This window comes from Streptomyces sp. NPDC004435, from assembly GCF_042873895.1.
In the GTDB taxonomy this organism is placed as follows: Bacteria; Actinomycetota; Actinomycetes; order Streptomycetales; family Streptomycetaceae; genus Streptomyces.
This window is the reverse complement of record NZ_JBIAMB010000012.1, coordinates 218254-244779: the sequence shown is the minus strand read 5'-3', so window position 1 is coordinate 244779 and position 26526 is coordinate 218254. Positions and strand designations below refer to the sequence as shown.

Annotated in this window: 21 protein-coding genes; 10 read left to right on the top strand and 11 right to left on the bottom strand. The window is 72.4% G+C overall.

What is annotated here, in order from left to right; all coding sequences use genetic code 11:
- Positions 1–111 precede the first annotated feature (111 nt).
- The 5 genes from ACFYT9_RS23105 (at position 112) to ACFYT9_RS23085 (ending at position 4242) form a co-directional block, all read left to right on the top strand.
- Positions 112–1086: a ribose-phosphate diphosphokinase gene (locus ACFYT9_RS23105; RefSeq protein WP_030494695.1), complete on the top strand. Its 975-nt coding sequence runs from the start codon at positions 112–114 to the stop codon at positions 1084–1086.
- Positions 1087–1341: 255 nt separating this feature from the next.
- Complete coding sequence (locus ACFYT9_RS23100; protein WP_387271457.1) at positions 1342–1938, top strand: 50S ribosomal protein L25/general stress protein Ctc; 597 nt, start codon at positions 1342–1344, stop codon at positions 1936–1938.
- A gap of 141 nt (positions 1939–2079) precedes the next feature.
- Positions 2080–2676: an aminoacyl-tRNA hydrolase gene (pth, locus tag ACFYT9_RS23095; protein ID WP_376605798.1), complete on the top strand. Its 597-nt coding sequence runs from the start codon at positions 2080–2082 to the stop codon at positions 2674–2676.
- Positions 2677–2737: 61 nt separating this feature from the next.
- On the top strand, positions 2738–3181 hold the full coding sequence (locus tag ACFYT9_RS23090) for a hypothetical protein (protein WP_389166697.1): 444 nt from the start codon (positions 2738–2740) through the stop codon (positions 3179–3181).
- 185 nt (positions 3182–3366) lie between these two features.
- Entirely contained in the window at positions 3367–4242 is an 876-nt protein-coding gene (locus tag ACFYT9_RS23085; protein WP_389166694.1) for an LPXTG cell wall anchor domain-containing protein, read from the top strand.
- Between the two features lie 74 nt (positions 4243–4316).
- Here ACFYT9_RS23085 and ppc read toward each other — a convergent pair whose 3' ends face one another.
- The gene (ppc, locus tag ACFYT9_RS23080; protein ID WP_387271455.1) at positions 4317–7046 is read right to left on the bottom strand and encodes a phosphoenolpyruvate carboxylase; all 2730 of its coding nucleotides are present in this window, start codon (positions 7044–7046) and stop codon (positions 4317–4319) included.
- A gap of 238 nt (positions 7047–7284) precedes the next feature.
- Here ppc and ACFYT9_RS23075 point away from each other — a divergent pair, with 238 nt between their 5' ends.
- The 4 genes from ACFYT9_RS23075 to ACFYT9_RS23060 all read left to right on the top strand — a co-directional run bounded on the left by ACFYT9_RS23075 (position 7285) and on the right by ACFYT9_RS23060 (position 12776).
- Positions 7285–8268 (top strand): acyl-CoA desaturase, encoded by a 984-nt coding sequence (locus tag ACFYT9_RS23075; protein WP_376604559.1) that lies wholly within the window; start codon positions 7285–7287, stop codon positions 8266–8268.
- A complete protein-coding gene (locus tag ACFYT9_RS23070) occupies positions 8268–8957 on the top strand; it encodes a TetR/AcrR family transcriptional regulator (RefSeq protein ID WP_376604561.1) in 690 nt (229 codons plus the stop codon). The genes ACFYT9_RS23075 and ACFYT9_RS23070 overlap by 1 nt, the downstream gene beginning before the upstream one ends.
- A gap of 221 nt (positions 8958–9178) precedes the next feature.
- Complete coding sequence (locus tag ACFYT9_RS23065; protein ID WP_389166691.1) at positions 9179–10876, top strand: FG-GAP repeat domain-containing protein; 1698 nt, start codon at positions 9179–9181, stop codon at positions 10874–10876.
- Positions 10877–11090: 214 nt separating this feature from the next.
- Positions 11091–12776 (top strand): FG-GAP repeat domain-containing protein, encoded by a 1686-nt coding sequence (locus ACFYT9_RS23060; RefSeq protein WP_389166688.1) that lies wholly within the window; start codon positions 11091–11093, stop codon positions 12774–12776.
- A 73-nt stretch (positions 12777–12849) separates the two neighbouring features.
- On the opposite strand, the gene ACFYT9_RS23055 is transcribed toward ACFYT9_RS23060, so the two are convergent.
- A complete protein-coding gene (locus ACFYT9_RS23055) occupies positions 12850–13686 on the bottom strand; it encodes a trans-aconitate 2-methyltransferase (protein WP_387271448.1) in 837 nt (278 codons plus the stop codon).
- Positions 13687–13848: 162 nt separating this feature from the next.
- Between ACFYT9_RS23055 and ACFYT9_RS23050 the strand changes: the two genes are divergently transcribed.
- The gene (locus tag ACFYT9_RS23050) at positions 13849–14346 is read left to right on the top strand and encodes a MarR family winged helix-turn-helix transcriptional regulator (RefSeq protein WP_030494707.1); all 498 of its coding nucleotides are present in this window, start codon (positions 13849–13851) and stop codon (positions 14344–14346) included.
- On the opposite strand, the gene ACFYT9_RS23045 is transcribed toward ACFYT9_RS23050, so the two are convergent.
- From ACFYT9_RS23045 to ACFYT9_RS23005, 9 genes are all read right to left on the bottom strand, one after another.
- Entirely contained in the window at positions 14305–15075 is a 771-nt protein-coding gene (locus ACFYT9_RS23045; RefSeq protein WP_389166686.1) for a LuxR C-terminal-related transcriptional regulator, read from the bottom strand. The genes ACFYT9_RS23050 and ACFYT9_RS23045 overlap by 42 nt on opposite strands.
- A 241-nt stretch (positions 15076–15316) precedes the next feature.
- Positions 15317–16456, bottom strand: coding sequence for a galactokinase (gene galK, locus ACFYT9_RS23040; RefSeq protein ID WP_389166684.1), 1140 nt, complete (start codon positions 16454–16456; stop codon positions 15317–15319).
- A complete protein-coding gene (gene galE, locus ACFYT9_RS23035) occupies positions 16453–17445 on the bottom strand; it encodes a UDP-glucose 4-epimerase GalE (protein ID WP_389166681.1) in 993 nt (330 codons plus the stop codon). The genes galK and galE overlap by 4 nt, the downstream gene beginning before the upstream one ends.
- Positions 17442–18485: a galactose-1-phosphate uridylyltransferase gene (gene galT / locus ACFYT9_RS23030; RefSeq protein WP_387271440.1), complete on the bottom strand. Its 1044-nt coding sequence runs from the start codon at positions 18483–18485 to the stop codon at positions 17442–17444. Before galT ends, galE begins: the two co-directional genes overlap by 4 nt.
- Positions 18486–18583: 98 nt before the next feature.
- On the bottom strand, positions 18584–19267 hold the full coding sequence (locus ACFYT9_RS23025) for a LuxR C-terminal-related transcriptional regulator (protein ID WP_387271438.1): 684 nt from the start codon (positions 19265–19267) through the stop codon (positions 18584–18586).
- A 173-nt stretch (positions 19268–19440) separates the two neighbouring features.
- Positions 19441–21297, bottom strand: coding sequence for a PQQ-binding-like beta-propeller repeat protein (locus tag ACFYT9_RS23020; protein ID WP_389166679.1), 1857 nt, complete (start codon positions 21295–21297; stop codon positions 19441–19443).
- Positions 21298–21310: 13 nt separating this feature from the next.
- Positions 21311–23185: a PQQ-binding-like beta-propeller repeat protein gene (locus tag ACFYT9_RS23015; RefSeq protein ID WP_389166676.1), complete on the bottom strand. Its 1875-nt coding sequence runs from the start codon at positions 23183–23185 to the stop codon at positions 21311–21313.
- Positions 23186–23298: 113 nt separating this feature from the next.
- On the bottom strand, positions 23299–25104 hold the full coding sequence (locus ACFYT9_RS23010) for an ABC-F family ATP-binding cassette domain-containing protein (RefSeq protein WP_389166674.1): 1806 nt from the start codon (positions 25102–25104) through the stop codon (positions 23299–23301).
- A 73-nt stretch (positions 25105–25177) separates the two neighbouring features.
- Positions 25178–26470, bottom strand: a complete 1293-nt coding sequence (locus ACFYT9_RS23005) for an acyltransferase (RefSeq protein WP_376603658.1) — start codon at positions 26468–26470, stop codon at positions 25178–25180.
- Positions 26471–26526: the final 56 nt, after the last annotated feature.

Genomic DNA, 26526 nt, shown 5'->3' with positions numbered 1-26526 from the left:
GTACGTCGAACGAGGCGTACCGTGATACGTGCACACAAATTCGGCTGGTTCGCACACGCGCTCGGGAGCGCGGGTCTTGCGGCCAGAGAACACGTCTGAGGAGACAGTGCTGTGACCGGGATCAAGACGACCGGCGAGAAGAAGCTGATGCTCTTCTCCGGCCGCGCCCACCCCGAGCTGGCCGAGGAGGTCGCGCACCAGCTGGGTGTCGGTCTCGTTCCGACCAAGGCGTTCGACTTCGCCAACGGTGAGATCTACGTCCGCTTCCAGGAGTCGGCGCGCGGCGCGGACTGCTTCCTGATCCAGAGCCACACGGCTCCGATCAACAAGTGGATCATGGAGCAGCTGATCATGATCGATGCTCTGAAGCGGGCCTCGGCCCGGAGCATCACCGTGATCGTGCCGTCGTACGGCTACGCCCGTCAGGACAAGAAGCACCGCGGCCGCGAGCCGATCTCGGCCCGTCTGGTGGCGGACCTGATGAAGACGGCCGGTGCGGACCGGATCCTGACCGTGGACCTGCACACGGACCAGATCCAGGGCTTCTTCGACGGTCCGGTGGACCACCTGTCGGCGCTGCCGGTGCTGGCGGACTACGTGGGCGGCAAGGTCGACCGTTCGAAGCTGACGATCGTCTCCCCGGACGCGGGCCGCGTGCGGGTCGCCGACCGCTGGTGCGACCGTCTGGACGCGCCGCTCGCGATCGTGCACAAGCGCCGTGACAAGGACGTCGCCAACCAGGTGACCGTCCACGAGGTCGTCGGTGACGTGAAGGGCCGCGTCTGTGTCCTGGTGGACGACATGGTCGACACGGGCGGCACGATCTGCGCGGCGGCCGAGGCGCTCTTCGCGCACGGTGCCGAGGACGTCATCGTGACGGCGACGCACGGCATCCTGTCGGGTCCGGCGGCCGACCGTCTGAAGAACTCCAAGGTGAGCGAGTTCGTGTTCACGGACACGCTGCCGGTGCCGGGTTCGCTGGAGCTGGACAAGATCACGGTGCTGTCGATCGCGCCGACGATCGCGCGCGCGGTGCGCGAGGTGTTCGAGGACGGTTCGGTGACGAGCCTCTTCGAGGAGCACTGAGCCGCAGGGTTCGTTCCGAGGGCCGTCTTCCCCGTTCGGGGGAGGCGACCCTCGGGCGTTTCCCCCGTTCCTCTCCCGGGGTGATCCATTTGGGGGGCCGGGGGCGGCCGGGTAGACTGCTGAGGTTGCTCGGCGAGGGAGGCTGTGCCCGTTCAGGGTCGGCGCTCCGTTATCGACGCGCTCTTCGTAGCAGGCCATCGCCAGTCGGCGGCCGGGTGACAGTCACAACCGTCACCACCACTACGAGGAGTGCACATGTCCGAGGTGAAGCTCGCCGCCGCCGTCCGCACCGAGTTCGGCAAGGGCGCCGCCCGCAAGATCCGCCGCGCCGCCGCCGTTCCGGCCGTTCTCTACGGTCACGGCACGGACCCGGTCCACCTGACGCTGCCGGCCCACGAGACCACGCTGGCGCTGCGCACCCCGAACGTCCTGCTGTCCCTGGACATCGAGGGCAAGGGCTCCGAGCTGGCCATCCCGAAGGCCGCCCAGCGCGACCCGCTGAAGGGCAGCCTGGAGCACGTCGACCTCCTCCTCGTGAAGCGCGGCGAGAAGGTCACCGTCGAGGTTCCGGTCGTCGCCGAGGGCGAGCTCGCCGCCGGTGGCAACCTGCTGGAGCACGTCCTCAACACCCTCTCCGTCGAGGCCGAGGCCACCCACCTCCCCGAGTCCGTGACGGTCTCCGTCGAGGGCCTGGAGGCCGGTTCGTCCGTGCTCGCCGGCGCCATCGAGCTGCCGAAGGGCGTCACCCTGGTGACCGACGCCGACGCCGTCGTCCTCCAGGTCCTGGCCGCCCAGGCCGAGGAGCCGGCCGCGGAGTCCGCCGAGGGCGACGAGGCTGCCGCCGAGGCCTGAGCCGTAGGCTCTTGTCCGACGTGACGGGGTGACGGGCCGTACGGCCCGTCACCCCGTTTCTCTTTTCCGGAGTTCTTTCCGGGGCTCTTTCCGGGGCTCTCTTTTCCGGTGTTTCTCTTTCCTGTGATCAAGGAGTTGGCGATGACCGACGACGCGAACGCGCCCTGGCTGATCGTCGGCCTGGGCAATCCGGGGCCGGAGTACGCGGGCAACCGCCACAACATCGGCTTCATGGTGGTGGATCTGCTGGCGGAGCGGATCGGCGGGAAGTTCAAGCGGGCGCAGAAGGCGCAGGCGCAGGTCGTCGAGGGCCGGCTGGGGCCGGTGGGTCCGGCGAACCGTCGGGTGGTGCTGGCGAAGCCGATGTCGTACATGAACCTGTCCGGCGGTCCGGTGACGTCGCTGCGGGACTTCTACAAGGTGCCGACGGCGCACGTGCTGGCGATCCACGACGAGCTGGACATCGACTACGCGACGCTGCGGCTGAAGCTGGGCGGCGGGGACAACGGGCACAACGGTCTGAAGTCGATGACGAAGTCGATGGGTCCCGACTACCACCGGGTGCGGTGCGGGATCGGGCGTCCGCCGGGCCGGATGCAGGTGGCGGACTTCGTGCTGAAGGACTTCTCCTCGACGGAGCGCAAGGAGCTCGACTGGTTCGTGGACCGGTCGGCGGACGCGGTGGAGTGCCTGGTGACCGAGGGCCTGGAGCGGGCGCAGTCGGCGTACAACTCCTGAGGTCGCTCCCGGCGGCTCCTGGCCGTCGGGTTTCGGCCGTACGACTGTACGATCGCGGGTCATGACGCACGTCCGGAACGCCGCCATGGCCCTCGTCGCCGTCCTGCTCGTCGTGGCGGGGGTGTGGGCGTCGTGGGGTTCGGCGCAGCACGTCCTGCTGGCGAAGGGGCGTGAGCACGGGACGCTGACGGTGGCGGGGTGCACGGAGGAGCGGTGCAGCGGTGCGTACGCGCCGGACGACGCCGGGGCTCCGCGCCGGACGCTGTCGATCGAGCGGTCGGTGGCGGCGGGGCCGGGGGCGGTGATCCCGGTGGTGGTGAAGCCGGGTACGGACGAGGGGGTGCGGACCGGCTGGGGCGGCGGGCTGCACGCGTGGCTGCCGCTGGGCGGTGCGCTGGTGCTGGCCGCGCCGCTGCTGGCGGGGGGTCTGCGGCTGCGGCGGACGGCGTGGTCGCTGGCGGGTGCGGGTGCGGCGCTGTGGGTGGCGGCGTTCCTGACGCTGTGAGGTGACCCGGGACTGGCCGGATTCCACCAGTTCCTGGCGGGATTGTTATGGACCTCTGGGTTAAGCGTGGCTTAAAGCGACGGATAGGCTCCATCCGCTGCCACCCCCCACGGCATCCCTCATCCACAGATGGACGACTGCACATGCGACGCTCCCTGATTTCCGCTGCCACGCTTGTCGCGGCCATGGCGGGTTCTCTTGCTCTGGCCCCGACGGCCTTCGCGACCGGCGGCGAGTACGAGCTTCCCCTGCACCAGTCGACGCCGATCAAGGCGGCCGACTTCCAGCAGGGCGAGTGCCCCGAGACGATCCCGGCCGACCAGGACGGGTGGCACTTCGTGATCCCCGGCGGCGGCGTCGACTTCGTGAAGCTGACGGTCACGTTCGACAACGGCGCCCCGATCGAGGTCACCTCCTTCGGCCCGCCGAAGGACGACCACGCGTACGTGGCGTCCGCGGCCGGCGCCGAGCTGACCTCCGCCGTCGCGATCGTCGACGGCAAGGTGAAGCAGGGCTTCTTCAACCTGTCGCACACGTGCGCGGCGGAGGAGACCGGCGGCACGACCGGCGAGACGACCGGCGAGACGACGACCGGTGAGACCACTGGCGAGACCACCACCGGCGAGACGACCGGCGAGACCACCACGGGTGAAACGACCACCGGTGAGACGACCACCGGCGAGACCACCACGGGTGAGACCACCACCGGCGAAACCACCACGGGTGAGACCACCACCGGCGAGACCACCACCGGCGAGACGACCACCGGCGAAACCACCACGGGTGAGACCACCACCGGCGAGACGACCACCGGCGGGACCACCACGACCGGTGAGACCACCGGCGAAGGCACGGCCACCGCCACCGCCACCGGCGGCGACGCCGCCACCGGCGAGACCGCCGCGGGCAGCGAGACCGACACGAAGGGCGGTTCCGAGGAGGGCAACCTCGCGGAGACCGGTTCGAGCGCGCCGGTCGGCGCGCTGGCCGGTGTCGCCGCCGCGCTCGCCGCGGCCGGTGCGTTCCTGGTGCTGCGCCGCCGCAAGGCCGCGCAGGGCTGACGTACCCCTGGGTTCAGGACGCGAAGTGCCCCCACGGGAGTCCCGTGGGGGCACTTCGGTGTCGCGGGGGGGGGTCAGCCGGTGTTGCGCAGGCCCGCGGCGACGCCGTTGACCGTGAGCAGCAGGGCCCGGGCGAGCAGCGGGTCCGGGTTCTCGCCGGCCTCGGCGGCGGCGCGCTGGCGGGCGAGGAGGGCGACCTGGAGGTAGGAGATCGGGTCCAGGTAGGCGTCGCGGATGGCGAAGGTCTGCTGGAGGGCCGGGTGGGAGTCGAGCAGCTTCTCGCCGCCGGTGACCTTGAGGACCTCCTCCACGGTGAGCGCGTGCTCGGCCTCGATGGTGTCGAAGACGTGCTTGAGCTCGTCCGGGACGAGGGTGTCGACGTAGTGGCGGGCGATCCGCAGGTCCGTCTTCGCGAGCGTCATCTCGACGTTGGAGAGGAAGTTGCGGAAGAAGTGCCACCGCTCGTGCATCTCGCCGAGGACCGCGTCGAGGCCGGCCTCGCGCAGCGCCTTGAGGCCGGAGCCGACGCCGAACCAGCCGGGGACGATCTGGCGGGACTGGGTCCAGCCGAAGACCCACGGGATGGCGCGCAGGCCGTCGAGCGAGACGCCGGAGCCGGGGCGGCGGGCGGGCCGCGAGCCCAGGTGCAGGTCGGCGAGCTGGTCGACGGGCGTGGAGGCGAGGAAGTACGTCGGGAGGTCGGGGTCCTCGACGAAGGCGCGGTAGGCGGCGTGGGCGGCTTCGGAGACGACGTCCATCGCGGCGTCCCAGCGGGCCAGGGCCTCGTCGGACTGGCGGGGCGCGGTGTGCAGGGCGGAGGCCTGGAGGGTGGCCGCGACGGTCAGTTCCAGGTTCTCGCGGGCCAGCGACGGGATGAGGTACTTGTCGGAGATGACCTCGCCCTGCTCGGTGACCTTGATCTCGCCCTCCAGGGTGCCCCAGGGCTGGGCGAGGATCGCGTCGTGCGAGGGGCCGCCGCCGCGGCCGACGGTGCCGCCGCGGCCGTGGAAGAGGCGGAGGCGGACGCCGTAGCGGTGGGCGACGTCGCGCAGGCGGCGCTGGGCGCGGTGGATCTCCCACTGGGAGGTGGTGATGCCGCCGAACTTGGAGGAGTCCGAGTAGCCGAGCATGACCTCCTGGACGTCGCCGCGGAGCGCGACGAGGCGTCGGTAGGAGGGGTCGGCGAGCATGTCGTTGAGGATGACGTCGGCGGCGCGGAGCTCGTCGGTGGTCTCCAGGAGCGGGACGATGCCGATCTTGGCCCAGCCGGCGTGGAGGTCGACGAGGCCGGCCTCACGGGCGAGGACGGTGGCGGCGAAGACGTCGTCGGCGCCCTGGCACATCGAGATGATGTAGGACTCGATGACCTCGGGGCCGAAGCGCTCGAAGGCCTCCTTGACGGTGTGGAAGACGCCGAGGGTCTTCTCGCCGGCGGCGTCGAGCGGTGCCGGGGTGGGGGCGAGGGGGCGGCGGGAGCGCAGCTCCTTGGCGAGGAGCCGCTGCCGGTAGTCGCGGGGCATGTCGGCGTAGCGCCAGGACTCCTCGCCGAGGCGGTCGAAGAGCTGGCCGAGGGCGTGGTGGTGGGCGTCGGCGTGTTCGCGGACGTCCATGGTGGCGAGCTGGAGGCCGAAGGCGGCGAGGGTGCGGATGGTGCGTGCCATGCGCCCGTCGGCGAAGAGGCCGCCGCGGTGCTCGCGCAGGGAGGTCTGGACGAGGGTGAGGTCGTGGAGCAGCTCGGCGGTGCCGAGGTAGTCGCGGCCTTCCTGGTGGGGGGTGCCCTGGGCGAGGCGTTCGCGGGTGTTGAGGAGCTTCTGGCGGATGCAGGTGGCCTTGAGGCGGTAGGGCTCCTCGGCGTTGAGCCGCTTGTAGCGGGGGCTGATCTCCGGGAGGAGGTCCAGGTCGCGCTGGAGGGAGTCCAGGAGTTCCTGGGTGGCTCCGGTGTAGCGGATGGAGTTGGAGAGCAGGCCGCGGAGGAAGTCGATGAGCTCCAGGGCGTCGGTGATGCCGTGCTCGTGCTGGAGGATCAGGACGTCCCAGGTGACCTGGGGCGTGACGTTGGGGTTGCCGTCGCGGTCGCCGCCGATCCAGGTGCCGAAGGTGAGCGGGCGGGTGCCTGAGGGGAGCTCGTAGCCGACGCGCTCGAGTTCGGCGGCGAGGTCCTCCAGGACGTCGCCGACGGCGTCGGCGTGGAGCTCGTCGAGGTAGTAGATGGCGTTGCGGGCCTCGTCGGCGGGCTCCGGGCGGACGACGCGGAGTTCGTCGGTCTGCCAGATGAGGTCGATGTTCTCGGCGAGCCGGAGGTCGTGGCGGCGGCGGTCGGCCTCGATGACCGGCGTCTCCAGGAGGGCGCCGATGCGGCGGAGCTTGTTGAGGACGGAGCGGCGGGCGGCCTCGGTGGGGTGCGCGGTGAAGACGGGGCGCACGTTGAGGTTCTTGACCGTCTCGCGGACGTGGGCGGGGTCGCCGTCCTTGAGCATGTCGGCGGTGCGGGCCAGGAGGCCGCCCTCGGCGGCGCGCTTCTCCCGGAGCTCGCGGCCGCGGTGGACCTGCTCGGTGACGTTGGCGAGGTGGAAGTAGGTGGAGAAGGCGCGGACGAGCTTGGCGGCCGTCTCCAGCTCGACGCCGCGCAGCAGCTCGGCGGCGGCGTCGCCGTCCTCTCGGGTCAGGCTGCGGACTCGCTCGACGAGGTCGAGGAGGTCGTGGCCCTCCTGGCGCACGAGGGTCTCGCCGAGGAGATCGCCCAGTCGGCGGATGTCGGCGCGCAGCTCGGCGTTGGTGGTGGGAGTCTGGTCGGCACTGCTCACAGGTGCGGCTCCTTGCAGTGTTCAAGCACGTCTGGAGGGTTCTGGAGGCTTGCGGACCGCGCTGTCCGACGCACCCAGGATAGGTGTCCATTCCCTGGACGTCGGGCAGCCCCCCGCTTGTGCCCTCTTGCCGGGTGCCGTCACGCTGACATACTTACGTCGCCGTAGGTTACGCAGCCGTAGCCTCGGCCTGTTCCGCACCGTACATACCCTCACCCTCACCCCCCAGGGGACACGCATGACCATCAGCCCCGAGGTCACCTCGGCGTCCGAGGCGACCGATCCGGTCCAGACCCTGCCGTCCGCCACGCTGGGCGGCGACAGCAAGGGTTCCGTCGAGCAGCTCGCGCTGGCGCTGTTCATCGTGGTGCCCTTCGTGGCCCTGGTGGCGGCGGTGCCGCTGGCCTGGGGATGGGGGGTGAGCTGGCTGGATCTGGGGCTGATGACGGCGATGTACTACATCGGCTGCCACGGCATCACGATCGGCTTCCACCGCTACTTCACGCACGGTTCGTTCAAGGCGAAGCGTCCGCTGCGGATCGCGCTGGCGATCATGGGGTCGCTGGCGGTCGAGGGGCCGTTGGTGCGCTGGGTGGCGGACCACCGCAAGCACCACAAGTTCTCGGACGCGGAGGGCGACCCGCATTCGCCGTGGCGGTTCGGGGAGACGGTCCCGGCGCTGATGAAGGGCCTGTGGTGGGCGCACATCGGCTGGATGTTCGACGAGGAGCGGACGCCGCAGCACAAGTACGCGCCGGATCTGATCAAGGACCCGGCGATCCGGCGGATCTCGCGCAACTTCATCCCGTGGACGATCGTCTCGCTGGCGATCCCGCCGGTGATCGGCGGTCTGGTGACGTGGTCGTGGTGGGGCGCGTTCACCGCGTTCTTCTGGGGCTCCCTGGTGCGGGTGGCGCTGCTGCACCACGTGACGTGGTCGATCAACTCGATCTGTCACGCGGTGGGCAAGCGTCCGTTCAAGTCGCGTGACCGGTCGGGGAACGTGTGGTGGCTGGCGGTGCTGTCGTGCGGCGAGTCCTGGCACAACCTGCACCACGCGGATCCGACGTCGGCGCGGCACGGTGTGCTGAAGGGGCAGGTCGACTCCAGCGCGCGGCTGATCCGCTGGTTCGAGCAGGCGGGCTGGGCGTACGACGTGCGGTGGCCGGCGCAGTCCCGTATCGACGCCCGGCGCCAGGACAAGGCCGCGAACGCGGCATGATGGAGGACGTGGCGATCGACGGCAGTTCCAGCAGCACCAGCGGTACGGGTACCGGAGCGAAGCCCCGGCGGAGCCGGCGGGTGAGGATGACCGGCGCGGAGCGCCGGGAGCAGCTGCTGGACATCGGACGCACGCTCTTCGCCGAGAAGGGTTTCGAGGGCACGTCGGTGGAGGAGATCGCGGCGAAGGCCGGGGTGTCGAAGCCGGTGGTGTACGAGCACTTCGGCGGCAAGGAGGGGCTGTACGCGGTCGTGGTCGACCGGGAGATGCGGCAGCTGCTGGACGGGGTGACGGGGGCGCTGACCGCCGGCCATCCGCGGGAGCTGCTCGAACAGGCGGCCTTCGCGCTCCTCGACTACATCGAGAACTACACGGACGGTTTCCGGATTCTGGTCCGGGACTCGCCGGTGGCGCAGTCGACGGGTACGTTCGCCTCGCTGATCAGCGACATCGCGACGCAGGTCGAGGACATCCTGGGCCTGGAGTTCAAGGCGCGCGGCTTCGACCCGAAGCTTGCGCCGCTGTACGCGCAGGCGCTGGTCGGCAGTGTGGCGCTGACGGGCCAGTGGTGGCTTGACGTGCGCAAGCCGAAGAAGGCCGAGGTGGCGGCGCATCTGGTGAACCTGGCGTGGCACGGCCTGGACGGCCTGGAGCAGAAGCCGCGGTTGATAGGGCACCGGAAGAACTGAGCGTGCGGCCGGGTCCGGCGGATGTCCGCCGGACCCGGCCGGTTTTCGTCCGGACATCGGGTGACGGATCACGGAAAGCCTCGTTTCCGTCTCGTCGCCGACGCTACGATCCCCTTCATCCGGGGGGAGTTTCGCCCTCCGCACGTGGCCCTCGTGTGCTGTGCGGAGGTGGTGCGGCGCCTGCCCTGGAACCTGTTCTCACGTTCCCCAGGGGGATCTCCTTGCGTACCGCTTCCTCCGGGCGCGCCCGCCGCGTCTCCGTGTGCACCGCGCTCGTTCTCGCCGCCGGCATGCTGCTGGCGACCCCCGCTTCGGCCGGTGCGCCCGTGCCGCTGCCTTCGGCCGGGCAGCCGGCCGCCGGCTCCGCCGAGCTGCCCGACCGGTCCTACACGGTGCCGCGGGGCACCGGCCGCGCGTCCGCGGCCGGGGTCAGGGGTGACACCCTGCCGCTCGCGGACCTGAACGGCGACGGCTGGGAGGACGTCGTCTTCCGCGCCATGGACGGCAAGCTGTACTCGTCGCTGTCCGACGGCGGGGGCGCGGCGTTCCTGCCGGCCCGTACCGAGGTCGCGAAGGACGTCGTGCCGGTCGGTGACCAGGGTGGCGGCGGCGTCAGGCCGGAGGTGCTCGTGCTCTCCGGTACGGGTGTCCTGACGATGTACCAGGACGCCCATCCCGGCGGCTACGGCGCGGAGCGGCGGGTGGGCGGCGGCTGGCAGATCTACAACAAGGTCTTCTCCCCGGGTGACTTCGACGGCGACGGCCGCGCCGACGTCCTCGCCCGCACCCACGCCGGTGAGCTGTACGCCTACCTGGGCACCGGCCGGATGTCCGGCCCGCTCTCCACCCGGAAGCGGGTCGGCGGCGGCTGGGGCGTCTACGACCAGCTGGTCGGCGTCGGCGACGCCGACGGCGACGGCAGGGGCGACCTGTACGCCCGCGACACCGCGGGCCGTCTCTGGTTCTACGCCGCCACCGGCGACCCGAGCCGTCCGTTCGCCACCCGGCGGGCGATCGGCCGGGGCTGGAACACGTACAACCAGATCGCGTGGGCGGGCAGCGGCGCCGTCGTCGCCCGCGACAACACCGGCACGGTGTACCTGTACGACCCCCGGGGCGACGGCACCCTGTCGCCGCGCCGCAAGGCGAGCGAGACGGGCGGCTGGGCGGGCGTCGCGCAGTTCGCGAACTCCGGCAGCATCCCGCACACGGGCAAGGGCGGCGTCGTCGCGCGTACCCGCGCCGGGAACCTGTACTGGTACGGCGCCACCACCCGGGGTGTCCTGACCGCCCGGGACCAGCTGACGGACGACGGCTCGTGGGCCGGTCTGCACCTGCTGCACTCGTCCTCGCTGACGCCGGACGGCTTCTCCAGCCTCGGGCTGGTCCACGACGGCGTCCTCTACTTCGGCCGCAGCACCATCGGTTCGGGCTGGGGCGTCTACGACGCGCTGGTCGGCCCCGGCGACCTGAGCGGCGACGGCAGGGGCGACCTGCTCGCCCGGGACCGCTCCGGTGTCCTGTACCTGTACCGGGGCAACGGCTACGGCACGGCGTTCGCGTCCCGGGTCCGGGTCGGCGGCGGGTGGGGCGCGTACGACAAGCTGGTCGGCGCCGGCGACCACACCGGTGACGGCCGGGCGGACCTGCTGGCCCGCACCGCCTCCGGCGACCTGTACCTGTACGCGGGTACGGGCAGGGCGAGCGCGCCGTTCACCGCCCGGAAGCGGGTCGGCGGCGGCTGGGGTGTCTACCGGCAGATCGCCGCCCCCGGCGACCTGAACGCCGACGGCAAGGCGGACCTGCTGGCCGTCACGTCCGGCGGCACGCTGTACCGCTACCTGAACACCGTGCCGGGCACGTTCGCGCCGCGCGCGCAGCTCGCCACGGGATTCGGCGTCTACGACACCTTCTCCTGACCCTCGCGGTCCCGAACAGCGGCGCCCCGCACCGGAATCACGGTGCGGGGCGCCGTTCGAAATCCGTTCGCCTCGATGTCGGTGGGGCGCGTTACACTCACGCTCATATCCGGGTGGATGTTCGCCCCGCGCACGCGATGTCGTGTGCGCAGGCGTCGCGAACCTGCCCGTGTACCTTTCTCTTCGTTCCCCAGGGGGGGATCTCTTGCGTTCCGTGTTCTCCGGGCGTGGCCGCCGCGTCGCCGCGTGCACCGCTCTCGCCCTCTCCGCCGGCATGCTGCTGGCGACCCCGGCCTCGGCCGGCGAGCCGTCGCCGCGTCCGTCCGCCGAGAAGCACGCCCCGTCCTTCACGCCTCCGAAGCAGCTGCCGCGCCCCGGCCAGGAGGGTGCCCGGGCGGGTGCCGCCGCGGCCGACTCCGTGTCCCCGCCGCTGTCGGACCTGAACGGGGACAGCATCGGCGACTTCCTCTTCCGTGCGATCGACGGCGAGCTGTACACGGACGTCTCCGACGAGCCGTTCGAGCTGTACCGCGCCGAGAAGGGCATCGCGAAGGACGTCATCGCGATCGGCGACCAGGGCGGCGGCACCGAGCCCGAGGTTCTCGTCGTCTCCGAGGACGGCACGCTCACGCTGTACCAGGACGCCGACCCGACCGGCACGCCGTACGAGTACCGCGTGGGCGGCGGCTGGCAGGTCTACAACAAGATCACCTCGCCCGGTGACGTGAACGCCGACGGCCGCGCCGACGTGCTCGCCCGCACCATGGACGGGCATCTGTACCTGTACCTGGCCACCGGCAACCTGGCCAGGCCGCTCGGCGGCCGCATCTCCGTCGGCCCCGGCTGGCACGTGTACGACCAGCTGGTCGGCCTCGGCGACGGCAACGGCGACGGCCGGGCGGACCTGTACGCCCGTGACACCTCCGGCACCCTGTGGTGGTACGCCGGTACGGGCGTCAGTGCCAGGCCGTTCGCCGCCCGCAAGGTGATCGGCGGTGGCTGGGGGGTCTACAACCAGATCATGCCCGGCGACGACGGCTCGCTGTTCGCCCGGGACAGCAAGACCGACACGATGTACTACTACGCGCCCAGGGGCAACGGCACCCTGGCCGGCCGCCAGCAGTTCGGGCCCGCGGGCGCCTTCGCGGGCATCGCCCAGTTCGCCAACGCCGGCAACAACCCGTCCACCGGCAAGGAAGGCGTCATCGGGCGCGACTCGGCCGGCACGCTGTGGTGGTACGGCAACAACACCAAGGGCGGCCTGTACCCGCGCCAGGACCTGTTCGGGGCCCCGGGCCTGTTCAAGGGCATCAACTACGCCCACCTCTCCTCGATGACCCCGGACGGCCTCTCGGACGTCTCCGTGGTGTACGACGGCGTCCTGTCGATCGAGGGCGAGGACATCGGCCGCGGCTGGCAGGTCTACAACAGCATCGTCGGCCCCGGTGACCTGAGCGGCGACGGCAAGGGCGACCTGCTGGCCCGGGACCGCTCCGGCGTCCTGTACCTGTACAAGGGCGACGGCACGGGCACGAAGCTCTCCTCGCGCATCCGGGTCGGCTCCGGGTGGGGTGTGTACAACACGATCCTCGGCGCGGGCGACTACACCGGCGACGGGCGCAACGACCTGCTCGCCCGCACGACCGGCGGCGACCTGTACCTGTACCCGGGCACCGGCAACGCCGCGTCCCCGTTCAAGGCCCGGTACAGGATCGGGGGCGGCTGGAACACGTACAAGCGCCTGGCGGCGCCCGGCGACCTGAACGCCGACGGCAAGGGCGACCTGCTGGCCATCGCCGGCAACGGCGACCTGTTCCGCTACCTCGGCACCAAGCCGAACACGTTCTCCACGGCGACGCGGGTCGGCCCCGGCTACCAGATCTACAACACCTTCTCCTGACGCCCCACGGCGCTCGGCGCCCGCCCCGCACCGGACCCTTCCGGTGCGGGGCGGGCGTGTTTCCGGCGGGGCGTCAGCCCGGCCTGCGGGCGACCGCGAAGACGCGGCGGAAGGGGAAGACGGTGCCGTGCGGGCCTGCGGGGTACGCCTCGCGCAGCAGGTCGCGGTACTGGGCGAGGAAGGCGTCGACGGCTTCCCGGTCGTCTCCGAGGGCCGTCAGGACCGGACGCAGGGCCGTGCCCTTGACCCAGTCGAGGACGGCGTCCTCGCCCTGGAGGAGCTGGCAGTAGACGGTCTCCCAGACGTCCGTCTCGCAGCCGAGGGCGGTGAGGCGGGCGAGGTAGTCGGCGGGTTCGAGGATGTGGACGAAGCGGCGGCCCTGGTCGGCGAGGCGGGCGCGCCACTCGGGGAGGGCGCAGAGCTCACCGAGGAGGGCGTGGCTGGGGGAGGTGAAGTTGCCGGGGACCTGGAAGGCGAGGGTGCCGCCGGGGCGGAGGCCGCCGATCCAGCGGGCGAAGGACTCGGGGTGGTTGGGGACCCACTGGAGGGCGGCGTTGGAGACGATCAGGTCGTAGGGCTCGCCGGGGGTCCAGTGGGCGGCGTCGGCGGGGCGGAAGTCGAGCCAGCCGCCTCCGGAGGTGGTGCCGGCCCAGTCCTTCTCGGCCTGTTCGAGCATCTCGGGCGAGAGGTCGAAGCCGGTGATGTGGGCGTCGGGCCAGCGGTCGGCGAGGAGGGCCGTGACGTTGCCGGGGCCGCAGCCGAGGTCGGCGATGCGGGCGGGGCGGCCGTGGTCGGGGAGACGGGGTATTCGCTGGAGGAGGTCGAGGAAGGGGCGGGCGCGGTGGGCGGCGTGGCGGAGGTACTGCGCCGGGTCCCATACCGGTGCGGCGACGGAGTCCACGGAATGCATGTTCGAAGCTCCCTTGCAGGCGAGAGTCGGCCAAACGGAACCGGTTCCGGCCGGGTCCCTTCCCCGTTGCCCGGCGGAATATATCTTGATGTCGAGATACACGATACCAAGAAACTTGAAGACAAGAGACTTTATGTCAACAGACCCACTACACTGATCGACATGGAGGACGAGGTCGACCGTCTGGTCGCTGCATGGCGCCGCGAGCGCCCGGACCTCGACGTGGAACCGTTGGAGGTCCTCAGCCGCGTCTCCCGGCTGGCCCGGCACCTCGACCGCGCCCGCCGGCTCGCCTTCTCGGAGCACCAGCTGGAGCCCTGGGAGTTCGACGTCCTCACCTCGCTGCGCCGCGCCGGAGCCCCGTACCAGCTCTCCCCCGGCCAGCTCCTCACCCAGACCCTGGTCACCTCGGGCACCATGACCAACCGCATCGACCGGCTCACCAAGAAGGGCCTGGTCGAGCGGCTGCCCGACCCCAGCGACCGGCGCGGAGTCCTGGTCCGGCTCACCCCCGAGGGGCGCGACCGCGCCGACGAGGCGCTGGCCGGACTGCTCGCCCAGGAGCGGGCCATCCTCGCCCAGCTCTCCCGCCCGCAGCGCGCCGAACTCGCCGCCCTGCTACGCCGGCTGACCGCCCCGTTCGACAACGTTCCCGGCTAGTTCAGGCAGCGGCGCGGGGCCCACGCCCGCGCGGCGGGCCAGGGCCACCGCGGCCAGGGTCGAGTGGACGCCCAGCTTCCCCAGCACGTTCTGCATGTGCGTGCGGACCGTGTGCGGGGAGAGGAAGAGCCGCTCCGCCACCGCCTTCCGGCCCAGGCCCGCCACCATGCAGCGCAGCACCTCCCGCTCGCGCGGGGTCAGCGACTCCACCAGGCGCTCGCTCTCCGTCCGGTGCTTCCGGGCGGCCGTCAGCTCCCGCAGCACTCCCGTCAGCAGCGCCGGCGGCAGATGCGTCTCGTCCCGCAGCACCCCGCGGACCACGGCGAGCAGCCGCTGGAGCGAGCAGTCCTTCGCCACCCAGCCGGACGCCCCCGCCTGGAGCGCGAGAGCGGCCCTGCGGGCGTCGTCCCGCTCGGCCAGCACCACCGCGCGCACCGCGGGCTGCGCCTTGCGCACCCCCGCGACCAGCGAGATCCCGTCCACGACGGGCTCGTCCTCCGGCCCGGTCGAGGCGCTCACCGGGGCCGCGGGCGCCACACCCAGGTCGGCGTCGACGAGCAGCACGTCGAAGCGGCGCCCCTCCGCGACGCCCCGGTCCAGGCAGCGCAGAGCCGCGGGACCGCTGCCGGCGGCGGCGACGTCGACGTCCGGCTCCGCCGCGAGCGCGGCCGCCAGCGACTCGGCGAAGACGCGGTGGTCGTCCACCACCAGGACCCGGATTCGTGCCACGGACACCCCCAAGTGTCGAGGAGAGACCGGCGCGGTTCGGCGCCGGGGGCGGGTCCGTCGGGCGTACGGCCGCCGCCGTGCCCTGATCGGTACCCCGCTCCCGGCGCCGTACCCGACGGGTCTCGCCCCCTGAGCGGCACCGGCCCCCACCGGCGCTGCCCACAGAGTAGGGGCGGGGCGGCACGGTGGGGGCCGATTGGCGGAAGTGTCCGAAGTCGTCCGTACGTGTGGCCGAACGGGGTCAGAGTCGGCGGGCGCCCGCCGAGGGGACCGCGGGGAAGATCCCCGGCTCCGCGTACCCGGCGCCGGCGAACGCCTTCCGGACCGCCGCGCCGGTCTCCTCCACCCGGTCCGCCTCGACCAGGACCACCGCGGAGCCGCCGAAACCGCCGCCGGTCATCCGGGCGCCGAGCGCGCCGGCCGCGTTCGCCGCCTCGACCACCAGATCCAGCTCCGGGCAGGAGACCCGCAGGTCGTCCCGGAGCGAGGCGTGGCCCTCGGTGAGGACCGGACCGATCGCGCGGGTCTCGCCGGCGTCGAGCAGGCCGATCACCCGGACCACCCGGTCGTTGTCCGAGACCACGTGCCGGACGTACCGCCGTACGGTCCCGTCGCTCAGACGGTCGAGCGCGGCGGGCAGGTGCGCGGCGTCCACCTCGCGCAGGGTGCGCACCCCGAGCGCCCGCGCGCCCGCTTCACAACCGGCGCGCCGCTCGGCGTACGCGCCGTCGCCGAGCGCGTGCTTCACGCGGGTGTCGACGACCAGCAGCGCCAGCCCCTCTGCGGCGAGGTCGAAGGGCACCTGCCGGTACGCCAGGTCCCGGGTGTCCAGGTGGAGGGCGTGGCCCTCCTCGGCGCAGGCGGAGGCCATCTGGTCCATCACCCCGCAGGGCACGCCGACGAAGGCGTTCTCGGCGAGCTGTGCGGTCCTGGCCAGTTCGGGGCGGGTCAGACCGAGGGCGAAGAGGTCGTTCAGGGCGAGGGCGGTGACGACCTCCAGGGCGGCCGAGGAGGAGAGCCCGGCGCCGGTCGGCACGGTGGAGGTGAGGTGGACGTCGGCGCCGGTCACCGGATGCCCGGCCGCGCGCAGCGCCCAGACCACACCGGCCGGGTAGGCGGCCCAGCCGCCGCCGGAGAGCGGTTCGAGGGCGGCGGTGTCGAGCTGGACGATCCCGCCGTCGACGTCGCCGGAGTGCAGGCGCAGGACGCCGTCGTCGCGGCGGGAGACGGCGGCGACGGTGGTGTGCGGCAGGGCGAGCGGCAGCACGAAGCCGTCGTTGAAGTCGGTGTACTCCCCGATGAGGTTGACCCGCCCGGGGGCGGCCCAGACACCGTCGGGCGCGGTGCCGTACAGCGCCTCGAAGTCGGCGGCGACGTTCACGGGCGGGCTCCTTCCCTCTGCCGGGCGAAGGCCCAGGCGTCGGCGACGACGTCCGCCAGGTCGGGGCGGGACGGGATCCAGCCGAGCCGCTCGCGGGCGGTGTCGGCGGAGGCGACGAGGACGGCGGGGTCGCCGGGGCGGCGGCCGGCGGCGAGCTCCGGGACGGCGTGGCCGGTGACCTTGCGGACGGTCTCGACGACCTCGCGGACGGAGAAGCCGTTGCCGTTGCCGAGGTTGCAGATCAGGTGCTCGCCGGCGGGCACGGTGCCCTCCGTCATGGCGTCCAGGGCGAGGAGGTGGGCCTCGGCGAGGTCGGCGACGTGGATGTAGTCGCGGACGCAGGTGCCGTCGGCGGTGGGGTAGTCGTCGCCGTAGACGGAGATGGCCTCGCGGCGGCCGAGGGCGACCTGGAGGACGAGCGGGACGAGGTGCGACTCGGGCTCGTGGCGCTCGCCGAGCTCTCCGTACGCCCCGGCGACGTTGAAGTAGCGCAGGGAGGCGGCGGCGAGGCCGTGGGCGGCGCACTCGCCGGTGATCATGTGGTCGACGGCCAGCTTGCTCGCCCCGTAGGGGCTGGTGGGGGCGGTCGGCGCGGACTCGGTGATCGGCACGGTCTCCGGTTCGCCGTAGGTGGCGGCGGTGGAGGAGAAGACCAGCTTGCGGACGCCGGCCGCGCGCATGGCGGCGAGGAGGGCGAGGGTGCCGCCGACGTTGTTCTCCCAGTACTTCTCCGGCTTCGCGACGGACTCGCCGACCTGCGAGAACGCGGCGAAGTGCAGGACGCCGTCGTAGGAGCCGTCGAGCCATCGGGCGGCGTCCTGGATCCGGCCCTCGATGAACTCGGCGCCCTCGGGGACGCCCTCCCGGAAGCCGGTGGAGAGGTCGTCGAGGACGGTGACCCGGTGGCCCCGCTCCAGGAGGTGGGCGGCGACCACGCTGCCCACGTAGCCCGCCCCGCCCGTGACCAGGTACTTCCTGGAAGTCGTCATGCGCTTGCCACCTCTCGGATGCGCCGGGCCGCGTCCTCCGGCCGGATGTCGTTCATGAACGCGCCCATGCCGGACTCGGTTCCGGCGAGGAACTTCAGCTTCCCGGAGGCGCGCCGGACGGTGAACAGCTCCAGGTGCAGTCCGAAGTCCTCCCGCCGCTCGTCCGTGAACGGCGCCTGGTGCCAGGCGGCGATGTAGGGCGTGGGCGGCTCCGCCGGGCCGAAGATCCGGTCGAAGCGCCTCAAGAGTTCCAGATAGACCTGTGGGAACTCTGTCCGCGCGGCCTCGTCGAGGGCGAGCAGGTCGGGCACCCGCCGGGTGGGGTGTAGGTGGATCTCGTACGGCCAGTGGGCGGCGTAGGGGACGAAGGCGATCCAGTGCTCGGTCTCCAGGACCACCCGTTCGGCGTCGGCGCGTTCGCGGGCGACGAGGTCGTCGAAGAGGTTGCGGCCGGTGGCCCGGCGGTGCTCGTCGACGCGGCGGCGCGTCAGGGCGGTGCGGGGCGTGACGTACGGGAAGGCGTAGATCTGGCCGTGCGCGTGGGGCAGCGTCACGCCGATCTCCCGCCCCCGGTTCTCGAAGCAGTAGACCTGCTCGACGCCGGGGAGGGCGGAGAGTTCGGCGGTGCGGTCGGTCCAGGCGTCGAGGACGAGACGGGCCCGCTCCTCGGTGAGGTCGGCGAAGGAGGCGGTGTGGTCGTCGGTGAAGCAGACGACCTCGCAGCGCCCGACGCCGCCCGAGAGGGAGGGGAAGCGGTTCTCGAAGACCACGACCTCGTAGTCCTCCTCGGGGATCTCGCTCTCGCGCCCGGCGCGGGCGGGGCAGAGCGGGCAGGCGTCGGCCGGCGGGAGGTAGGTGCGGCTCTGCCGGTGGGAGGCGACGGCGACGTGGTCGCCGGTCAGCTCGTCGTACCGGATCTCCGAGCGGGAGCTGACAGGGGTGAGCGGGCGCGGGTCGACGGCGGTGCGCACGGCGTCGTCGCGCGTGTCGTAGTAGATGAGCTCACGCCCGTCGGCGAGCGTGGTGACGGTCTTCTTCACGGGTGGCCCTCCGGGCACGAACAAACAGAACCACGCACAAAGAACCATAACCAAACATCGGAGTCAATGGTGCGGCCCCCGCCCGCCCGGACGGGACCTCAGTACGGCCTGCGCTGCCCCGGCACCGCCCGCTCCAGCAGCCCCGTCCGGGCCGCCAGCGCCGCCGCCTCGAGACGGGAACCGACCCCCAGCTTCATCAGCACCCGCTGCACGTGCGTCCGCGCGGTGCTCGGCGCGATCCCCATGCCCGCCGCGATCAGCCGGGTGTCCTCGCCCTCCGCGACCCGCACCAGCACCTCCACCTCCCGGTGGGTCAGCAGCCGCAGCAGCCGCTGCGCCTCGTCGTCCGGCTGCGCCACCGGGTTCAGCAGCTCGGCGAAGGCCCCCGCGAGGAGCTGCGGCGCCACCGCCGCCTCCCCCGCCCGGGCCTTCATCAGCGCCCGCTCGACGCCCTCGATCCGCTCGTCGTGCCGGACGTACCCGCACGCCCCGGCCGCGAAGGCCGCCGCGATCCCGCGCGGCGACGGGACGGGCCCCAGCACCACCACGGCCACCTGCGGGCGCTCCCGCTTGATCCGCGCGACCGGTTCGAAGGCGCCGGGCGCGGCCGGCGCGGCCGTGCCGAAGAGGCAGACCTCCGGCGCCCGGCCCACCACGACCTCCGCCGCCCCCACCGTCGGCGCGGCCGCCGCGAGCACCCGGTGCCCGCGCAGCTTCAGTGCCGAGGCGAGCGCCTCCGCGAGCAGGCGGTGGTCGTCCACGACCACGAGCCGTACGCCCATCCCGTCATCCCCCATCCCCCCGGGCGCGCCGTCCCCCGGCACCCCTGACCCGGCAAGCTACACGCTCCCCCGCCCCACGGCCCGTCAACCACCGGCACACGAACGGGGGACGGACGGACGAAGGGCCTCCCCGGGACAAGCGGGGAGGCCCTTCGCGCGAGTGGTCGCGGCGTTCAGTTCTTCGTGCTGAACGACACCGCGTGGTACTTCTTCCCGAAGGAGCTCTCGGACTCCCGCGCCTTGTTGGCGTAGGTGGCCGAGATGAAGAACCGGCCGTCGGCGTAGAGGAGTTCGGCGCCGGTGATGGAGAAGCTGGTCACGATGTCCCGGTTCCCCTTGTCCGACGGGGTCTCCAGGAGCAGGGTCTCCTTCATCGTGCCCGCGTTGACGGAGACGATCTGCCCGCCCTTGTCGTACGGGCCCACCTTGTACGCGATGATGTCGCCGCCGTCCATGCGCAGCGGCATCAGCGTGTACCCGTCGCCCGCGTCGGCCTTCTCGGGCGCGGTCCGGCCGGTGGCGAGGTCGAACGCGATGATCTCGTTGGTCTCGTCGCTGTACTCGCCGGTCGAGCCGTCGTGCTCCTCGGTCGGCAGGTAGAGCCGGTCGTCGCCGACGAGGACCTGCCGGCACTCCTCCACCGAGGTGGCGCCGCACTCGGCCGCGTAGCGGTCGGCGTTGGCCGTGATCTTGGTGCGGAGCTTCCCGGTCTTCTCGTCGATGGAGAAGAAGTCCGAGATGCTGCTGCCGTCGTCGGCGGCGTCGCCGACGTTGGCCGCGACGACCAGCGGCTTGGTCGAGACGATCGACGCGTACTGCACACCGGACGGCATCTTGTACTGCGAGAGCGGCTTGCCCGAGACCGGGTCCAGGTTCTGCACGAGGATGGTCTGGGCGCCGTACCTGCCGCACTTGCGGACCGCGACGAGCCCGGCGCCGCCGCCGTAGCCCATGTCGAAGCAGTTCTGGTCGTCGGACTGCGGCTTCCAGCGGACCTTGCCGGTGGCGGCGTCGAAGGCCGCGCCGCCGTCGGTGCCGCCGGCCGCGACGGTGCCGCCGCTGAGCGTCACCTCGCTGAAGCGGGCCTTCTGGTCGCCGCCGCCGCTGACCGAGGCGGACCAGAGCAGCTTGCCGGTGTTCAGGTCGAGCATGCCGACCTGGTTGCAGCTCTGGTAGTAGCGGGGCGCGACGCGCTTGGACTCCTCGAAGAGGATCGGCACCTTGTGGTCGGCGGTCATGTGCCGGGACGCGCCGCAGACCTGGCCGGCCAGCGGGATCGTCCAGGCGACGGTGCCCTTGGCGATGTCGTAGCCGACCACCGAGTTGACGCCCGTCTTCACGTACGTCTTGTCGGTGAGCCAGGAGCCGTCGACGGGCGTGGTGTCGGGCACCGTCGGCACGTCGATGCGGAAGGCCAGGCTCGCGCCGGTGTCCGCGCCCGGCTTCTCCTTGCCGTTGCCGCCGAGCCCGCTGCCGCCGGTGGTGGCCTCGCCGCCACCGCCGTTCGGGTTCTGGCTGGTGCCGCCCACGGGCTTGGCGTCCGTCGGCTCGTCCGCGCCGGACTGGGAGTACCAGATGCCGCCGCCGACGATCAGCGCGACGGCCACGACCGCCGCGACGATGATGATCGCCTGCGCCGACAGCTTCTTCCGGCCGCCCGGCGGCGGGGCCGGCAGGTGCTGCTGGGGCGCGGTCGGGTAGCCGTACGGCTGCTGGGGCTGGGTCGGGTAGCCGTACGGCGGCGGCACCGGCTGCTGGTGCTGCTGCTCCGGGTAGCCGTAGCCGGGCTGCGGGGCGGCCTGCGGGGCCTGGGGGTAGCCGTAGCCCGGCTGCCCCTGCGGCGGGGGCGTCGGCGCGCCGAAGCCGCCGTGGGCCTGGCCCTGGCCGTGGCCCTGGGCCGGGTCCTGCGGGGCGCCGAAGCCGCCCGCCGGCGGCGGCGGGTAACCGCCGGGCGGCTGGTTCGGGGGCTGGTTCGGCGGCGGGAACCCGCCGGGCGGCTGGTTCGGCGGCGGAGGGGGTGGCTGGGTCATCGGTCCGCGTACCTCACTTGCTGAAGCCCATCATCGTCTTGATCTCCTTCTCCTCGGCGTCGCTGGACGCCGAGACGCGCCCCGCCGCCACCACGAACGTGCCGCCGCCGTAGGCGTAGCCGGCGCTGAAGAAGCCGCTCTCGATCTGCGAGACCGACACCGGGTGCTTGAGGAGGATCTTCGGCGCGCCGCCGGCCGGGGCGATCGTCGCGACCGCGCCGCCCTTGTCGTACTTGGGCGCGACGTAGACCAGGACCTCGCCGCCCTCCATGCGCAGCGGCGTCATCTGCTGCTCCTCGGGCGCCTTCGAACGCCACTTGGGCTTGCCGTTCTTGAGGTCGAAGGCGACGACCTCGTTGGAGGTGCCGTAGGCGGCGTCGGTCGCCATGTAGAAGGTGTCACCGGCGGCGGCGACACCCGTGCAGCCCTGGAGGTTGCGGCCGAAGATGACGAAGCCGCCGCCGCAGCTCGGTGCGAACTTGTCCTTGCCGCCCTGGATCTGGGAGCGCACGGAGCCGTTCGGGTTGAGCGCGACGACCGACCATTTCTTCTGCTCGCGCTGGAAGGCGGAGACGACCAGCGGGTTCACCGAGTAGACCTTGTCGACCTCCCAGGTGAGGGCCAGCTTGTAGGTCCACTTGGGCTTGCCCGTGTTGGGGTCGACCTCGCTGACCGTGTGCTGTTCCTTGTTCACGTCGCCGGTGCGGCACTGGCTGGCCGCGATCAGCTTGGTGGCGTCGCCGGCGTAGGCGTACGGCTTGCAGTCGCCGGTGGGGCCGGTGAAGACCTGGCGGCCGTCGGTGAGGGAGAAGCCGTAGGCGCTGCTGCTGCCGGCCGCCGTCACCGTGTTGCCGCCGATGGCGAGGGTGTTGTCGGAGAAGGCGAAGAGGCCGGTCGGCTTCGGGACGGCCTTCTTCCAGCCCGCCTTGCCGGTCTTGAGGTCGATCTGCTGGAGCATCGAGCACTTGGCGCCGTCCTTGGCGCTCTCCTCGTACCCGAAGACCATCAGGCCGTCGGCGCCCGGCTGGGCCGGGGTCGCGCACAGCTTGAACGGGAGGTCGACCTGCCACTTCTTGGCGCCGTCGGCGAGGCTGTAGCCGGCGACGCCCTTGTACATCGCCTTGACCACGGTGTCGCCGACGATCCAGGGCCCGAAGACCTCGGAGCCGTTGCGGGGCAGGTCGACGTCGTTGGTGGTGAGGAAGTTGACCTTCGCCTCGCCCGCCTCGCGGGCCGCGTTGAGGTCGTCCGTGCCGCCCTTGTCGCCGCCGGTGCCGTCTCCGGAGCCGTCGCCCTCGTCGGCGGACTCGCTCGGCTGCGGTGCCGCCGAGCCGGCGCTGGAGGAGGCGCTCGCCGTCGGGTTCGCGACGGCCGGCTTCTCGTCGTCGCCCTTGCCGACGACGGCCCAGGTGGTGACGGCGGCGACGGCGACCACGGCCGCGGCGACGGCCGCGACGAGCACCGTGCGGTTCTTGGACGGACCGCCGGAGCCGCCGGTGGGGGCGGGCGCGGGCGGGTACATCGGCTGCGTCTGGCCCGGGTAGCCGGCGTAGGGACCGGGCTGCTGCCCGTACGGGCCCTGCTGCTGGCCGTAGGGCCCCGGCTGCTGCGGCTGCTGGCCGTACGGGCCCGGCTGCTGCGGCTGCTGCGGGTAGCCGTACGGGCCCGGCTGCGGCGCCTGCTGCGGGTAGCCGTATCCGGGCTGCCCCTGCGGGGGCTGGGCGGGCGGCTGGCCCTGCGGCGGCTGGGCCGGGGGCTGCGGAGGCGTCGGCGGCATCTGCGGCGGCTGGCCGGGCATCTGCGGCGGGACGGGCGGCGTGCCACCCTGATTCGGATCCTGGGGAGCTCCGAAGCCCCCCGGCGGCTGGTTGCTGGGCGGCTGGGTCATCAGCGCTTCCCCCTTGGCTGTGAGCGGGTTTTCTTTCTACCACTCACGCGGTGGCGCAAAAGCGACCGGTCCATCCCTTGTGCCCAAGGGAGGACCGGTCCGTGATGCCCTCGTTATGCGTTCTCCGCCAGTTCGAGCCAGCGCATCTCCAACTCTTCACGTTCTCCCTGGAGTTCCCGCAACTCGGCGTCGAGCTTCGCGACCTTCGCGAAATCCGTCGCGTTCTCGGCGATCTGGGCGTGCAGCTTCGTCTCCTTCTCGGAGATCTTGTCGAGCTGCCGCTCGACCTTCTGGAGCTCCTTCTTCGCGGCGCGCGCGTCGGCGGCGGAGACACCGGCGGCGGGCTGCGCGGCGGGGGCCGCGGTCGCGGGGGCCGCCGCCTCGATCATCCGCTGCCGCCGCTCCAGGTACTCGTCGATGCCGCGCGGCAGCATCCGCAGCGTCCGGTCGCCGAGCAGGGCGAAGGTGCGGTCGGTGGTGCGCTCCAGGAAGAAGCGGTCGTGGGAGATGACGACCATGGAGCCGGGCCAGCCGTCGAGGAGGTCCTCCAGCTGGGTCAGGGTCTCGATGTCGAGGTCGTTGGTGGGCTCGTCGAGGAAGAGGACGTTCGGCTCGTCCATGAGCAGGCGCAGCAGCTGGAGGCGGCGGCGCTCGCCGCCGGAGAGGTCGCCGACCGGCGTCCACTGCTTCTCCTTGCCGAAGCCGAACTGCTCGCAGAGCTGTCCCGCGGACATCTCGCGGCCCTTGCCGAGGTCGACCCGGTCGCGGATCTGCTGCACGGCCTCCAGGACCCTCAGCTGCGCGGGGAGTTCGGTGACGTCCTGCGAGAGGTAGGCGAGCCGCACGGTCTTGCCGACGACGACCCGGCCGGCCGGCGGCTGCTGCTCGCCCTGGGTGACGGCCGCGTCCGCGAGCGCCCGCAGGAGTGAGGTCTTGCCCGCGCCGTTGACGCCGACGAGTCCGACGCGGTCGCCGGGGCCGAGCTGCCAGGTGAGGTGCTGGAGCAGCGTCTTGGGTCCGGCGGTGACGGTCACGTCCTCCAGGTCGAAGACGGTCTTGCCGAGCCGCGCGTTGGCGAACTTCATCAGCTCACTGGCGTCGCGGGGCTCCGGCACGTCCGCGATGAGCGCGTTGGCCGCCTCGATGCGGAACCGGGGCTTGGAAGTGCGGGCCGGGGCGCCGCGGCGCAGCCAGGCCAGCTCCTTGCGGACCAGGTTCTGCCGCTTGACCTCCTCGGTCGCGGCGATCCGCTCCCGCTCCGCGCGGGCGAAGACGTAGTCCGAGTAGCCGCCCTCGTACTCGAAGACGTCACCGCGCTGCACGTCCCACATGCGGGTGCAGACCTGGTCGAGGAACCAGCGGTCGTGGGTGACGCAGACGAGCGCCGAGCGGCGGGTCTGGAGGTGGCCGGCGAGCCAGGCGATGCCCTCGACGTCGAGGTGGTTGGTCGGCTCGTCGAGGACGAGCAGGTCCTGCTCCTCGATGAGCAGCTTGGCCAGCGCGATGCGGCGGCGCTCGCCGCCGGAGAGCGGGCCGATGACCGTGTCGAGGCCCTGCTCGAAGCCGGGCAGGTCGAGGCCGCCGAAGAGGCCGGTGAGCACGTCGCGGATCTTGGCGCTGCCGGCCCACTCGTGGTCGGCCATGACGCCGATGACCTCGTGCCGGATGGTGGCCTTCGGGTCGAGCGAGTCGTGCTGGGTGAGCACCCCGAGCCGCAGCCCGCCGCTGTGCGTGACCCGGCCGGTGTCGGCCTCCTCCAGGCGTGCCAGCATCCGGATGAGGGTGGTCTTGCCGTCGCCGTTGCGCCCCACGACCCCGATCCGGTCCCCCTCGGACACGCCGAGCGAGACCCCGTCGAGCAGGGCACGGGTGCCGTACACCTTGCTGACGTTCTCGACATTGACGAGGTTGACGGCCACGTTGACTCCAGTGCGGGGTGATCGATCGACGTCCCAGGGTACGTCCCCGCACGCCTCCCCCGCCGGGCCGCCGTCAGCGCGGTCCCGCCCGCCCGGCCCGCTCCACCAGGAGCCACCCGGCCAGGGCGAGGGCGACGGCCGCCGGGGCGGTGACGGGGACGGCTATCAGGGTCGCCGAGTGGCCGTCGAGGAGTCCGGCGAAGCCCGTCAGGGAGAGTCCGAGCACGCCGAGGAGGGCGAGCGTGATGCCGAAGGCGGCGAGGGGGCCGCCCCGGTCGGTGGCCGGGGCGGCGGGGACGGGGGCCTCGAAGCGGCGGAAGACGGCGACGAGCAGGGCCGTGAGGAGCCCGGCGGCCGCGAACCGCAGCGGGACCTGCGCCCACCAGGCGCCCGTGGCGGGGGCCGGGAGCTCCGCGCCGAGGCCGAGCAGCGCCCCGTACACCCCGAGCATGGCCGTCAGGTGCCACAGGAAGGCCGTCATCGCGATGCCGTTGGCGGCGACGACCGCCCGCCACACGCCGGCGCGGGCGGCGAACCGCGTCCCGGGGCCCTTGAGCAGTTCGACGGCGCCGACCAGCCACAGGGCGTGGCAGAGCAGGGCGAGGGTCGGCGGCGCCATGTTCGACACCTTCTCCCCCGGCATTCCCACCATCGACAGCGGGTACGGGCCGAGGGCGACCAGCGCGGTCGCTCCGGCGAGGCCCGCGGCGGCGAGCACGGCCGGGCGGCGGATCATGCCGTCGGCGCGGAGGAAGCCCAGCTGGTGGACGGCGAGCCAGACGAAGGCGAAGTTCAGGAACTCGACGAAGGGGACGTCCGCCGCGAACCGCAGCGCGTCCACGGCGACGGCGCCGCCCGCGAGCGCGGCGAACGCGCCCCACCCCCAGCGCTCGTGCAGCCGCAGCAGCGGCGGGGTGAAGGCCACCATCGCCAGGTAGATCCCGATGAACCAGAGCGGCTGGGTGACGAGCCGCAGCGCGACGCCGGTGAGCCCGCCGTCCGCGCCGGAGAGCTGGAGCAGCAGTGCGGCGGCGCCCCACACCCCGACGAACACCATCGTCGGCCGCAGCAGGCGCTGGAGCCTGGCCCGCAGGAAGTCGGCGTACCGGGGGCGGGAGCGGTGGGCGAGGGCGTGCGCGAAGCCGCCGACGAAGAAGAAGACCGGCATCACCTGGAACGCCCAGGTCGCCGGCTGGAGTCCGGGCACGACGGCGAGCAGGTTCCCGACCTGCCCGTCGGCGGTGACGGCCGCCATCAGCCAGTGCCCGAGCACCACGACGGCGAGCGAGGCGACCCGCAGCAGGTCGACGTACCGGTCCCGGCTCGCCGGCGTCGCCGCCGCGAGCTCACGCGCGCTGATTCCCATGCCCGTAAGGTCCCGCGCGGCCCCCCGCCGCCGACAGGGCGCGGATACTCAACCGG